Source organism: Streptomyces sp. NPDC047061 (assembly GCF_040643955.1).
Lineage (GTDB): Bacteria > Actinomycetota > Actinomycetes > Streptomycetales > Streptomycetaceae > Streptomyces.
The window spans coordinates 101,163-114,296 of the sequence record NZ_JBEYVI010000010.1 but is presented as its reverse complement, the minus strand read 5'-3'; the positions used below and the strand labels follow the sequence as shown (position 1 = coordinate 114,296).

Here is a 13,134-nt window from a genome sequence, read left to right as displayed (position 1 = left end):
ATGGGGTTCGCGCGTACCTGCTCGGTGGCGCTGGTGGGCGTCGAGGGCGTGGTGGTCGAGGTCCAGGCCGACCTGGAGCCCGGGGTGGCGGCCTTCACCCTGGTGGGGCTGCCGGACAAGAGCCTGACGGAGAGCCGGGACCGGGTCCGGGCCGCGGTGGTGAACTCGGGCGCCTCCTGGCCCTCGAAGAAGCTCACCGTCGGGCTGAGCCCGGCGTCCGTGCCGAAGAGCGGCAGCGGCTTCGACCTGGCGGTCGCCGCCGCCGTGCTCGGGGCGGCCGAGCGGATCGATCCCCGGGTGCTCGCCGAGATCGTGATGATCGGGGAACTGGGCCTGGACGGCCGGGTCCGGCCGGTCCGGGGCATCCTGCCCGCCGTGCTGGCCGCCGCCGACGCAGGCTACGAGCAGGTGGTGGTGCCGGAGAGCGCGGTGCCGGAGGCCTCGCTGGTGCCGGGGGTGTCCGTGCTCGGCGTCCGCAGTCTGCGCCAGCTGATCGCGGTCCTCACCGACGAACCGGTGCCCGACGAGGAGCCCGTCCCCGGCGAGATCCGCCCGGACCCGTTCATGGCCGGGCTCGCCCTCCCCGGCATGGGGCTCGGCACCGGCCTCGCCACCGGCGACCACGCACCCGACCTCGCGGACGTCGCCGGCCAGCACGTGGCCCGGGCCGCCCTGGAGGTGGCCGCGGCCGGACGCCATCACGTCTTCTTCAAGGGCCCGCCCGGTGCCGGCAAGACCATGCTCGCCGAGCGGCTGCCGGGGCTGCTGCCCGAGCTGGGACGGCAGGAGTCCCTGGAGGTCACCGCCGTCCACTCGGTCGCCGGGATGCTGCCACCGGGCCACCCCCTGGTCGACCGGCCGCCCTACTGCTCCCCGCACCACTCGGCCACCATGGCCTCCCTGGTCGGCGGCGGAACCGGCCTGCCGCGCCCCGGGGCGGTGTCCCTGGCTCACAACGGCGTACTTTTCCTGGACGAGGCCGCAGAGTTCCACGCCAGCGTCCTGGACGCCCTGCGCCAGCCCCTGGAGTCGGGCCACGTCGTCATCGCCCGGGCCGCCGGGATACTGCGGATGCCCGCCAGGTTCCTCATGGTCCTGGCCGCAAACCCCTGCCCCTGCGGACGGCACGGCACCCCCGGCGACGTCTGCGAGTGCCGGCCCTCCTCGATCAAGCGGTACCGGGCCCGGCTCTCCGGCCCCCTGATGGACCGCGTGGACCTCAGGGTGACCGTCGAACCGGTCGCGCGGGAGGAACTGCTGCGGCTGCACACCGGCGCCGAGCCCTCCGCCGCCGTGGCCGACCGGGTGCGCACGGCCCGGGAGCGGGCCGCCCACCGCTACGAAGGGCTGCCCTGGCGGACCAACAGCGAGGTCCCCGGCCACGAGCTCCGGACCCGCTGGCACGTCCAGCCGGGCGCGCTGCTGAAGGCCGAGCTGGACCTCGACCGGGGCCTGCTCACCGCCCGCGGCCTGGACCGGGTGCTCCGGGTCGCCTGGACCCTCGCCGACCTGGCGGGCCGCGACCGGCCCTCGGCCAACGACGTCAACCTGGCCCTGGAGCTGCGCACCGGCGTCCGGCGCGGCGCGGTCCTGGAAGGGATCGCCCCATGAGCGACGCCGAGCTGCTCGCCCGGGTCTTTCTGGCCCGGGTCGTGGAGCCCGGCGACGAGGCCGCCGGACGCTGGGTGCGGGAGCGGGGCGTGCGCGAGGTGGCGGACCGGCTGCGCGGCGGCGGGCAGGCCCTGCCGGGCGTCGGCGCCAAGCGGTGGGCGGGGCTGCTGGCCAGGGCGGCGCAGGCCGATCCCCGGGCGGACCTCGCCGTGTCCCGGGCGGCGGGTGCGCGGTTCGTGTGTCCCGGTGACGCCGAGTGGCCCAGCCAGCTCGACGACCTCGGCGATGGCCGCCCGCTCGGCCTGTGGGTGCGCGGCCGGCCCAGTCTGCGGATGTGGGCGCTCCGGGCCGTCGCCGTCGTCGGAGCCCGTGCCTGCACCGAGTACGGCGCCCACATGGCGGCCGTCCTCGCCGCGGGGCTCGCCGAGCGCGGCTGGGTGGTGGTGTCCGGCGGCGCCTACGGAGTCGACGGCGCCGCCCACCGCGGAGCCCTCGGCGCCGGCGGGGCCACCGTCGCCGTGCTGGCCTGCGGGGTCGACCGGCCCTACCCCAGGGGCCACACCGAGTTGATCAACAGGATCGCCGAACAGGGACTGGTGGTGGGGGAGTTGCCGCCCGGCGAGCACCCGACGCCGAGCAGGTTCGTGCTCCGCAACCGCGTCATCGCGGCCCTCACCACCGGCACCGTCGTCGTGGAGGCCGCCCACCGCAGCGGCTCGCTGGTCACCGCGCGGGCGGCGCAGCGGCTCGGCCGGTTCACCATGGGCGTGCCCGGACCGGCCACCAGCGGCCTCTCGGCCGGGGTGCACGAGCTGCTCCGCGGAGAGGCCGTGCTGGTCACCGACGCCGCGGAGGTCGTCGAACTCGTGGGCGACATGGGCGAGCTGGCCCCGGCCAGACGCGGCCCCGTTCTCCCGCGTGACCTGCTGGAACCCACAGCCCGGCAGGTCCTGGCCGCCCTGCCCGGGAACCGGCCGGCCTCACCCGAAGAGGTGGCACGCGGCGCGCAGACGTCCGAGGACGAGGCCGTCGCCAGGCTGTACGAACTCCGAGCACTTGGTTACGTCGAACGACACGGCGACGGCTGGAAGTTGACACGCCAGGCGATGATCTCGGTCCGGGCCGGTCGGAGCCGGTGCTGACCGAGCGTGTTCGGCCGTCCGGGGGAACCCCCGACGCCCTTGGGAATTCCCGGAGTTGACGCTTCCGGCCGATCACGCAGAGCGACGCGCCGAGCGCGGTGGGGCGCGCCGTGCAGGGGGTTCGCGCAGGGGTGGAGCCTCGCTGTTCGCGCACCGCGACTCCTCAGTCACGCTACGCTCACGAAAGGCCTGGCGCAGAACGTGCCAACCGACATGAGAACGACACCTCGCCCAATCATCGCTTTCACTCCCCGCTCACCGCAGTTCACGGCACATCACGGCACATCACGGCACTTCACGGCAGAACGGCACAAGGCGACGAATGCCCCAGCACACCTCCGGGTCCGACCGGGCGGCGATCCCCCCAGCCGCCCGTGACGGTGGCAGCGTGCGGCCGCCCGCTCCCTCGACGCTCGACGAGCTGTGGCGGTCGTACAAGGCGACGGGGGACGACCGGCTGCGGGAACAGCTGATCCTGCACTACTCGCCGCTGGTCAAGTACGTGGCCGGGCGGGTGAGCGTGGGTCTGCCGCCCAACGTGGAGCAGGCCGACTTCGTCTCCTCGGGGGTGTTCGGGCTCATCGACGCGATCGAGAAGTTCGACGTCGACCGCGAGATCAAGTTCGAGACGTACGCGATCACCCGGATCCGGGGCGCGATGATCGACGAGCTGCGGGCGCTGGACTGGATCCCGCGCTCGGTCCGGCAGAAGGCACGGAACGTGGAGCGGGCCTACGCCACGCTGGAGGCGCGGTTGCGGCGCACTCCCTCGGAGGGCGAGGTGGCCGCCGAGCTGGGCATCGAGGTGGACGAGCTGCACGCCGTCTTCAGCCAGCTGTCGCTGGCCAACGTGGTGGCGCTGGAGGAGCTGCTGCACGTCGGGGGAGAGGGCGGCGACGGGCTGAGCGTGATGGACACGCTGGAGGACACCGCCGCGGACAACCCCGTGGAGGTGGCCGAGGACCGGGAGCTGCGGCGGTTCCTGGCGCGGGCGATCAACACGCTGCCGGAGCGCGAGAAGACCGTGGTGACCCTCTACTACTACGAGGGGCTCACGCTCGCCGAGATCGGGAACGTGCTCGGGGTCACCGAGAGCCGGGTGAGCCAGATCCACACCAAGTCGGTGCTGCAGCTGCGGGCGAAGCTGGCGAGTTTCGGCCGTTGAGGGCGGTTCCGGCGGAGGTTTTCGGCCGTCGCCCGTGGGCGGGTGGGCCGTGTACCGGTCGTGCTGCCTCCCCTCCGGCCCGGCGCGTCCGTAGAGTGGTTGACGTGCCAAGGATTCGAGCGGCCTCCGTGGCCGAGCACCGGTCGATGCAGCGAGCCGCCCTGCTGGACGCGGCGCGGTCCCTCCTGTCCGAGGGCGGGACGGAGGCGCTGACGTTCCCCGCGCTCGCCGAGCGCACGGGGCTCGCGCGGTCGTCCGTCTACGAGTACTTCCGTTCCCGGGCCGCCGTGGTCGAGGAGCTGTGCGAGGCCGACTTCCCGGTGTGGGCGGCGGAGGTCGAGGCGGCGATGGAGCGGGCGGCTTCCGCCGAGGACAAGGTCGAGGCGTATGTGCGGCAGCAGCTGGCCCTGGTCGGGGACCGGCGGCACCGCGCGGTGGTCGCGATCTCGGCGAGCGAACTGGACGCGGGGGCGCGGGAGAAGATCCGGGCCGCGCACGGCGGGCTGGTCGCGATGATCGTGGAGGCGCTGGGGGAGCTGGGGCACGGGCAGCCGCGGCTTGCGGCGATGCTGGTGCAGGGAGTTGTGGATGCCGCGGTCCGGCGGATCGAGCTGGGGGCGGCGGAGGACCCGGTGGTGATCACGGACGCGGCCGTGGCGATGGCGCTACGGGGTGTGCGGGGCTGACGCGGGTGGGGCGGGGCCGGGGTGGGGACGCTTACCGGCGCTTGCCGGGTGCCGCTGCGCCCACCCGTGCCGCCCTGCGGCACGCCTGCCCGCAGCTAAGTGCCCCTTTAGGGGCGCGGGGAACTGCGCGACCAGCCCCCACCGGCCCGCAGGCGGACACCGGCCGTCACCCCTCCGGCAGCGGAACCCCCAGCACCGGCAGCAGTCTCGACGGCCCCCGGTCCAGCAGCCACGGCGGCAACAGCAGCAACGGGTCCAGGTACACGTCCCCCCTGAGCAACCCCCAGTGCACGCATGAACGAGCTCCGCAGTGCACACCCCCGGGTTCCACCGTGCCCACCACCTCCCCGGCCGCCACCACCTGCCCCTTCTTCACCGTCGCCGTCACCGGCTCGTACGTCGTGCGGAGATCCGTGCCCGTCAGCAGCACCGACACCACACCCCGCCCCGCCACCCGCCCCGCGTAGGAGACCCGGCCCGCCGCCACCGCCCGTACCGGCTCCCCGGCGGACGCCCCCACGTCGACCCCCCGGTGCCCGGGGCCGTACACCGTCGCCGGTGGTTCCCAGCCGCGCAGGACCGGGGGCCGTACCCCCACCGGCCAGGCGCGGGCGATCGCCGGCACGGGCGGTTCGGGAGGGGGCGGCGGGCCCTCCGCCCCGACCCAGGCCCGGGCCGCAGTCGCCCCCAGGATCAGCGGCAACGCCGTCGCCGCCCACGTCCATCGCATCGCGCGTCGCATGACCAACATGGTCAAACCGTCCCGCGCCCCGGCCGATCATGGCCGGTACCTGTGGATTACTCCCGAGTTGTGGACAGCGGCGTCACCCGGTACCTCGCCGGTCCCGTACACTTCTGTTGGCGATCCGGGTCACCGGGTCGACTTCGCACGCCCCGACATCTGGCCCTCACAAGCAGATGTCAGCGCTTCTCGGTCCTTCGCGGCACAGCGCACCCGGGCGTCAGGCGCGGGAGCCGTCCGGCACCCGCGGCACAACCGAGAAATTCAAGGAGATGGCCATGGCCGTCGTCACGATGCGGGAGCTGCTGGAGAGCGGCGTCCACTTCGGTCACCAGACCCGTCGCTGGAACCCGAAGATGAAGCGCTTCATCTTCACCGAGCGCAACGGCATCTACATCATCGACCTGCTCCAGTCGCTGTCGTACATCGACCGCGCCTACGAGTTCGTCAAGGAGACCGTCGCCCACGGCGGCACGGTCATGTTCGTCGGCACGAAGAAGCAGGCGCAGGAGGCCATCGCCGAGCAGGCCACCCGCGTCGGCATGCCCTTCGTCAACCAGCGCTGGCTGGGCGGCATGCTCACCAACTTCTCGACCGTCTACAAGCGTCTGCAGCGCCTCAAGGAGCTCGAGCAGATCGACTTCGAGGACGTCGCCGCGTCGGGTCTGACCAAGAAGGAGCTTCTCGTGCTGTCGCGCGAGAAGGCCAAGCTGGAGAAGACCCTCGGTGGTATCCGCGAGATGTCCAAGGTGCCCAGCGCCGTCTGGATCGTGGACACCAAGAAGGAGCACATCGCGGTCGGTGAGGCCCGGAAGCTCAACATCCCGGTCGTCGCGATCCTCGACACCAACTGCGACCCCGACGAGGTCGACTACAAGATCCCGGGCAACGACGACGCGATCCGCTCCGTCACCCTGCTCACCCGCGTGATCGCCGACGCGGTCGCCGAGGGCCTCATCTCCCGTTCCCGCGTCGCCACCGGTGACAAGGGCGAGAAGGCCGCCGGCGAGCCGCTCGCCGAGTGGGAGCGCGACCTGCTCGAGGGCGAGAAGAAGGCGGACGACGCCGAGGTCCAGACCTCCGCCGAGACCGAGAAGGTCGCCGACGCCGAGCAGGCCGAGGCTCCGGCCGCCGCCGAGGCTGCTGTCGAGGCTCCGGCCGCCGCTGAGGCCGTTGTCGAGGCTCCGGCTGCCGCCGAGGCCGTTGTCGAGGCTCCGGCCGCGGACGCCGAGCAGGCCTGACCCCTCTGCTGAAGCGTTGACGGTGGGGGCGGCGGCATGAACTCCGCCCCCACCGTTCATCCGTAGGTCAGCCAACGGTCCGCGATCCACCCCTGCAGGTGGAATCCGCACATGGAATCCATGGAATTCATGTGGATCGCAGACGCGCAGATCTTCGATCTTCCAGACTTCGAGAAAGACTTACAGACTCATGGCGAACTACACCGCCGCTGACGTCAAGAAGCTCCGCGAGCTCTCCGGCGCCGGCATGATGGACTGCAAGAAGGCCCTGGACGAGGCCGAGGGCGACGTCGACAAGGCTGTCGAGGCGCTCCGTATCAAGGGCCAGAAGGGCGTCGCCAAGCGCGAGGGCCGCTCCGCCGAGAACGGCGCCGTGGTCTCGATCATCGCCGACGACAACTCCTCCGGCGTCCTTGTCGAGCTGAAGTGCGAGACGGACTTCGTCGCCAAGGGTGACAGGTTCCAGGCCGTCGCCAACACCATCGCCGAGCACGTCGCGAAGTCCGCTCCGGCCGACCTGGAGGCGCTGCTCGCCTCCGAGATCGAGCCCGGCAAGACCGTCCAGGCGTTCGTCGACGAGGCCAACGCCAACCTCGGCGAGAAGATCGTCCTGGACCGCTTCGCGCAGTACGCCGACGGTTACGTGACGGCCTACATGCACCGCACGATGCCCGACCTGCCGCCGCAGATCGGTGTCCTCGTCGAGCTGGACAAGCCGAACGCCGAGATCGCCAAGGGCGTCGCCCAGCACATCGCCGCCTTCGCGCCGAAGTACCTGGCCAAGGAGGACGTGCCGGCCGACGTCGTCGAGTCCGAGCGCCGCATCGCCGAGGAGACCACCCGCGCCGAGGGCAAGCCCGAGGCCGCGATCGCCAAGATCGTCGAGGGTCGTCTGAACGGCTTCTTCAAGGACGCCACGCTGCTCGGCCAGCCGTACGCGCTCGACAACAAGAAGTCGGTCCAGAAGGTTCTGGACGAGGCCGGTGTCACCCTGAAGCGCTTCACGCGCATCAAGGTCGGCATCTGAGTCCGTACCGCGATCGACGCGCGACCCACGGGGAAATCCCGATAGGGTCGGTCGACAGCAGTCGTCCGTACACACCGCCACACCCAGGGACGTGACGGACGGCGGCAGATCTGACGAGGAGGCCATTGCCGCGCATGGGCAGCGAAAAGCGACCCCACCGGCAATGGCCTTCTTCGTATGCGTATGTGCAACACGTGAAAGAGGCGGGATCTCCATGACCACCAAGGCCCAGAAGAGCGACGACGGCAAAGTACACGGCCGGTTTCTGCTGAAGCTGTCCGGAGAGGCCTTCTCCGGTGGCGGGGGCCTGGGCGTGGACCCGGACGTGGTGCACAAGATCGCCCGCGAGATCGCGGCCGTCGTCCGCGACGGCGCACAGGTCGCCGTCGTCATCGGCGGCGGCAACTTCTTCCGCGGCGCCGAACTCCAGCAGCGCGGCATGGACCGGGCCCGCTCCGACTACATGGGCATGCTCGGCACCGTGATGAACTGCCTCGCCCTCCAGGACTTCCTGGAGAAGGAGGGCATCGACAGCCGGGTGCAGACCGCGATCACCATGGGTCAGGTCGCCGAGCCCTACATCCCGCTGCGCGCCGTGCGCCACCTGGAGAAGGGCCGTGTGGTCATCTTCGGCGCCGGTATGGGCATGCCGTACTTCTCCACCGACACCACCGCCGCCCAGCGCGCCCTGGAGATCGACGCCGAGGCGCTGCTCATGGGCAAGAACGGCGTGGACGGGGTCTACGACTCCGACCCCAAGACCAACCCCGACGCCGTCAAGTTCGACTCCCTCGGCTACGGCGAGGTCATCACCCGCGAGCTCAAGGTCGCCGACGCCACCGCGATCACGCTCTGCCGCGACAACAAGCTGCCGATCCTCGTCTTCGAGCTGCTGGCGGAGGGCAATATCGCGCGCGCCGTCAAGGGTGAGAAGATCGGCACGCTGGTGGGTGAACAGGGCAGCCGGGACTGACCGGCACCGCCTGACGCACCCTGACCGGGGGATGGACAATGTCCTGCCGGTCGGGAACCGTCAGGGAAAGAAGACGCGACGCAGCCGGCCGCCGCCCCGCAACGGAACCGCAGCCGGGCCTTACTCAAGACACGCAGGAGCAAGTGGTGATCGAAGAGACCCTCCTCGAAGCCGAGGAGAAGATGGAGAAGGCCGTCGTGGTCGCCAAGGAGGACTTCGCCGCGATCCGCACCGGCCGTGCGCACCCGGCGATGTTCAACAAGATCGTGGCCGACTACTACGGCGCGCCGACGCCGATCAACCAGCTGGCCTCGTTCTCCGTGCCGGAACCGCGCATGGCGGTCGTGACCCCGTTCGACAAGACGGCCCTGCGCAACATCGAGCAGGCGATCCGCGACTCGGACCTGGGCGTCAACCCGAGCAACGACGGCAACATCATCCGGGTGGTGTTCCCGGAGCTCACCGAGGAGCGCCGCCGCGACTACATCAAGGTCGCCAAGGGCAAGGCGGAGGACTCCAAGGTCTCCATCCGCTCCGTGCGCCGCAAGGCCAAGGACGCCATCGACAAGCTGATCAAGGACGGCGAGGTCGGCGAGGACGAGGGCCGCCGCGCCGAGAAGGAGCTCGACGACACCACCGCGAAGTACGTCGCGCAGGTGGACGAGCTCCTCAAGCACAAGGAAGCGGAGCTTCTCGAAGTCTGATGAACGACTCATCCTGGGGAGCCCCGCCGCACGCCGGGCCGCAGGCCGGGCAGGCGGGCTCACCCGCCGGGCAGGCCGGATCACCGGCCGGGTACTGGGGACCGAACGATCAGGGCACCGGCCAGGGCTACGACCACGGCCACGGGCCGGTCTCCGCCGAGGGCTACGGTGCTGGTCAGGGCTACGGTCCCGGCCAGGGGTACGGTCCCGGCCAGGGGTACGACCTCGGCCGTGGCCACGGCTATGACCAGGGGCATGTCCAGGGAGCCGTCCCGGCGGGTCCCGCGTACGATGCGCAGAACGCGCAGCAGACTCGCCCCATGCCCATCGTGCCCGACGACGTACCCGCGTACGGCTCAGACCAGGACGACGACCGGGGGGCCGCTCGGCTGAGCGGCCCCTTGTTCCGAGACGAGACGTTCCGCAACGACACCCCGTCGGCGCAGCCCCTGCCTCACGCGGCGGCGCCGCAGAATCCGGAGCCCATGCCCGACGCCCCACAGCCGGCGCCCGTGCCGCAGAAGAAGAGCGCGGGGCGCGACCTGGGTGCGGCCATAGGTGTCGGCGTCGGACTGGGCGTCGTGATCGTGGCGTCCCTGTTCGTCGTCAAGGCCGTCTTCGTCGGCGTCGTGGCGGTCGCGGTCGTGGTCGGCCTGTGGGAACTGACCAGCAGGCTCCAGGAGCGCAAGGGCATCAAGGCGCCCCTGGTCCCGCTGGCGCTCGGCGGCGCCGCGATGGTGGTGGCCGGCTACGCCCGGGGCGCGGAGGGTGCCTGGGTGGCCCTGGCTCTCACCGGTCTGGCCATCCTGGTCTGGCGGATGACGGAACCGCCGGAGGGCTATCTCAAGGACGTCACGGCGGGTCTCTTCGCGGCGTTCTACGTCCCGTTCCTGGCGACGTTCGTGGCGATGATGCTCACCGCCGACGACGGCCCGTTCCGGGTCATGACCTTCCTGCTCCTCACGGTGGTCAGCGACACCGGCGCCTACGCGGTCGGCTGGCGCTTCGGCAGCCACAAGCTCGCTCCGCGCATCAGCCCCGGCAAGACCCGCGAGGGCCTGGTCGGCGCGGTGCTGTTCGCGATGGTCGCGGGCGCGCTGTGCATGCAGTTCCTGATCGACGACGGCACCTGGTGGCAGGGCCTGCTGCTCGGCCTCGCGGTCGCCGGCAGCGCCACACTCGGCGACCTCGGCGAGTCCATGATCAAGCGGGACCTCGGCATCAAGGACATGGGCACGCTGCTCCCGGGCCACGGCGGCATCATGGACCGACTGGACTCGCTGCTGCCGACGGCGCCGGTGGTGTGGTTGTTGATGGTCTTGTTCGTCGGGAGTGGGTGACGGTGGGCCACGGCGCCACGCCGCGGTAGCGGCAGGTCGACACAGCATGGACCGACTGGACTCGCTGCTGCCGACGGCGCCGGTGGTGTGGTTGTTGATGGTGCTGTTCGTCGGCAGTGGCTGATCCGCTTCGCCGGCCGCGGCTGAGCTCCTTCGTCGGCGGCGACCGATCTCCTTCGTCAGCGGTGGCCGATCTACAGACACGTCGGCAGTGGCTGCCGTGCAGCTGTCGTAGGCGAGCCCCCGTCCTTCACAGGGCGGGGGCTCGGCGGTATCCCGGCCCCGGATGACGCAGCAGAAATCGCATGGTCATGCCGGTCGGAGGCAGACTCCCTGTGAGGACGCTGTGTCCTCCGACGTGCAGGGAGTGTGCCCATGCCCCTCGACCCGGCCCCGGCCTCCACCCCGTCCCCGACCCCGCCTCCTCCGCCGGTGCGGTTCTGGCCCGTCGACGATCTGCCCGCGCTCGACCCGGACCCGTTCCTGGACGAACTGCTGCGCGACGAGCCGGTCACCCGGATCAGGCTCGCGCACGGCGAGGGGGACGCCTGGCTGGTCACCCGCTACGAGGACGTCCGCTTCGTCACCTCCGACCCGCGTTTCTCCCGGGAGGCGGTCGTCGGCCGCGACATCACCAGCATGCGCCCGGCGCCCGTGGCCTCCCAGACGGCGGGCCTCCAGTACATCGACCCGCCCCGGCACAACCGGCTGCGCCGGGTCGTCGCCCGGGCCTTCACCGGGCGGGCCATGCAGCGGCTGCGGCCGATGGCGGAGCGCCGGGCCGGTGAACTCCTCGACACGATGGAGGCCGCGGGCCCGCCGGCCGACCTCATGGAGCATCTGCACGGCCCCTTCCCGATCGCCGTGATCCGTGACTTCCTCGGCGTCGACGAGAAGGACTGGCACCGCTGGGCGGCCACCGGCGAGGCGCTGCTCTCCGCGGGCCCCGACGCCGAGGCGCGCGCCCGGGAGGCCGCCCGCACCACCCGGGCCCGGATCTCCGAGCTGCTGCAGAGCCGCCGCGAGGAGCCCCGCGAGGACCTCGCCGGGGTGCTGGCCCAGGCCACCGCGGACGGCGAGATCACCGGCGACGAGGCGATCTCCCTGGCCACCGCCATCCAGGTCAGCGGTGGCCACGCGGTCCGCAACAACAGCGGCTCGATGATGTACGCGCTGCTCACCCACCCCAAGCACCTGGACCGGCTGCGCCGTGAGCCGGAGCTGCTCCCCAAGGCCGTGGACGAGCTGTTCCGCTACGTCCCGCACCGCAACGGCGTCGGCATCCCGCGCGTCGCCGTCGAGGACGTCGAGGTCGGCGGCCAGCTGATCCGGGCCGGCGAGGTCGTCTACAACGCCTATGTCGCCGCCAACCGCGACCCCGCGGTCTTCACCGACCCCGACGACCTGGACTTCGACCGCACCAACGGCCCCCACCTGGCCTTCGGCCACGGCCCCCACCACTGTATGGCCGCGATCATGGCCCGCATGGAGGCCGAGACCATGATCGGCTCGGTCCTCGCGCGCTTCCCGGACATCCGCCTGGCGGTACCTCCCGAGGAGGTCGAGTTCCAGCGCCAGGGCCTGATCCGGGGACCGCGTACGCTGCCCGTGACCTGGTGAGCGAAGACGGCCGCGGACGGCCGAGGAGGACCCCGCCATGCTGACCACCCAGTACGTTCCCGGCGCCCCGAACTGGCTCGACGTGGGCACCCCCGACACCGACGCGAGCGCCGCCTTCTACTCCGCCGTCTTCGGCTGGCAGCACCGGTCGGCCGGACCGGAGGCCGGCGGCTACGGCTTCTTCGAGCAGGACGGCGGGACGCTCGCAGGGATCGGCCCGCTCACCGAGGAGGGCGCGAGCCCGTCCTGGACGGTGTACTTCCACACCCCGGACGCCGACGCCACCGCCAAGGCCGTGGAACAGACGGGCGGCTCCGTCCGGGTCGCCCCGGCGGACGTCTTCACCGCCGGCCGGGCGGCCGCCTTCACCGACCCCACCGGCGCGGACTTCGCGGTCTGGCAGCCGGGCGACACCCAGGGCCTGGACCTCGTCGCGGTCCCCGGCAGCCTCGCCAGAACGGAGCTGTACACCACCGACGCGAGCGCGGCGAAGGCCTTCTACGAGTCGGTCTTCTCCTGGCAGACCCGCGACGTGCCGATGGGCCCGGGGCTGACCTACACGATCCTCACCCCGGCCGGCGCAGGCCCGGCGGCGGCCCACGGCGGGCTGATGCAGCTGCCCCAGGCCAACCTCGACGCCGGATCCACCCCGGAGTGGCACCCGTACTTCGAGGTGACCGACTGCGACGCCACGCTGGCCAGGGCCACCGGGGCCGGAGCCACCGTCCTCATCCCGGTCACCGAAGCCCCGGGCATCGGCCGCTTCGCCATGTTCCTCGACCCCTTCGGCGCCCTCCTCGCCATCATCACGACCGCCGGGCGCTGAGCCCCCGGACTCCCGCCGAAACCCACGGTCGCGGGCCACCGCAGTTGATCTGCGACA

Annotated in this window: 12 protein-coding genes; 11 read left to right on the top strand and 1 reads right to left on the bottom strand. The window is 71.7% G+C overall.

Annotation, left to right across the window (positions count from 1 at the left end; all coding sequences use genetic code 11):
* From ABZ887_RS17325 to ABZ887_RS17310, 4 genes are all read left to right on the top strand, one after another.
* On the top strand, positions 1–1,611 hold the full coding sequence (locus ABZ887_RS17325; protein WP_361289590.1) for a YifB family Mg chelatase-like AAA ATPase: 1,611 nt from the start codon (positions 1–3) through the stop codon (positions 1,609–1,611).
* Positions 1,608–2,753 carry a DNA-processing protein DprA gene (dprA, locus tag ABZ887_RS17320; protein WP_361289586.1) on the top strand — a complete coding sequence of 382 codons (1,146 nt, stop codon included), beginning with the start codon at positions 1,608–1,610 and terminating at the stop codon, positions 2,751–2,753. The genes ABZ887_RS17325 and dprA overlap by 4 nt, the downstream gene beginning before the upstream one ends.
* Positions 2,754–3,075: 322 nt before the next feature.
* On the top strand, positions 3,076–3,918 hold the full coding sequence (gene whiG / locus ABZ887_RS17315; RefSeq protein ID WP_089098491.1) for an RNA polymerase sigma factor WhiG: 843 nt from the start codon (positions 3,076–3,078) through the stop codon (positions 3,916–3,918).
* Between the two features lie 128 nt (positions 3,919–4,046).
* Positions 4,047–4,604 (top strand): helix-turn-helix domain-containing protein, encoded by a 558-nt coding sequence (locus ABZ887_RS17310; protein ID WP_361289863.1) that lies wholly within the window; start codon positions 4,047–4,049, stop codon positions 4,602–4,604.
* Positions 4,605–4,770: 166 nt separating this feature from the next.
* Here the strand turns inward: ABZ887_RS17310 and ABZ887_RS17305 are convergent, their stop codons facing one another.
* Positions 4,771–5,346 (bottom strand): M23 family metallopeptidase, encoded by a 576-nt coding sequence (locus ABZ887_RS17305; RefSeq protein ID WP_361289582.1) that lies wholly within the window; start codon positions 5,344–5,346, stop codon positions 4,771–4,773.
* Between the two features lie 278 nt (positions 5,347–5,624).
* Here ABZ887_RS17305 and rpsB point away from each other — a divergent pair, with 278 nt between their 5' ends.
* From rpsB to ABZ887_RS17270, 7 genes are all read left to right on the top strand, one after another.
* Entirely contained in the window at positions 5,625–6,587 is a 963-nt protein-coding gene (gene rpsB / locus ABZ887_RS17300) for a 30S ribosomal protein S2 (RefSeq protein ID WP_089098489.1), read from the top strand.
* A gap of 190 nt (positions 6,588–6,777) precedes the next feature.
* Positions 6,778–7,614, top strand: a complete 837-nt coding sequence (gene tsf, locus ABZ887_RS17295; protein WP_361289578.1) for a translation elongation factor Ts — start codon at positions 6,778–6,780, stop codon at positions 7,612–7,614.
* A 214-nt stretch (positions 7,615–7,828) separates the two neighbouring features.
* Positions 7,829–8,587 carry a UMP kinase gene (gene pyrH, locus ABZ887_RS17290; RefSeq protein ID WP_361289575.1) on the top strand — a complete coding sequence of 253 codons (759 nt, stop codon included), beginning with the start codon at positions 7,829–7,831 and terminating at the stop codon, positions 8,585–8,587.
* A gap of 146 nt (positions 8,588–8,733) precedes the next feature.
* A complete protein-coding gene (frr, locus tag ABZ887_RS17285; protein ID WP_089098486.1) occupies positions 8,734–9,291 on the top strand; it encodes a ribosome recycling factor in 558 nt (185 codons plus the stop codon).
* 320 nt (positions 9,292–9,611) lie between these two features.
* On the top strand, positions 9,612–10,631 hold the full coding sequence (locus tag ABZ887_RS17280) for a phosphatidate cytidylyltransferase (protein ID WP_361289860.1): 1,020 nt from the start codon (positions 9,612–9,614) through the stop codon (positions 10,629–10,631).
* A gap of 375 nt (positions 10,632–11,006) precedes the next feature.
* Positions 11,007–12,251, top strand: a complete 1,245-nt coding sequence (locus tag ABZ887_RS17275; protein ID WP_361289572.1) for a cytochrome P450 — start codon at positions 11,007–11,009, stop codon at positions 12,249–12,251.
* A gap of 37 nt (positions 12,252–12,288) precedes the next feature.
* The gene (locus ABZ887_RS17270) at positions 12,289–13,077 is read left to right on the top strand and encodes a VOC family protein (protein ID WP_361289569.1); all 789 of its coding nucleotides are present in this window, start codon (positions 12,289–12,291) and stop codon (positions 13,075–13,077) included.
* Positions 13,078–13,134: the final 57 nt, after the last annotated feature.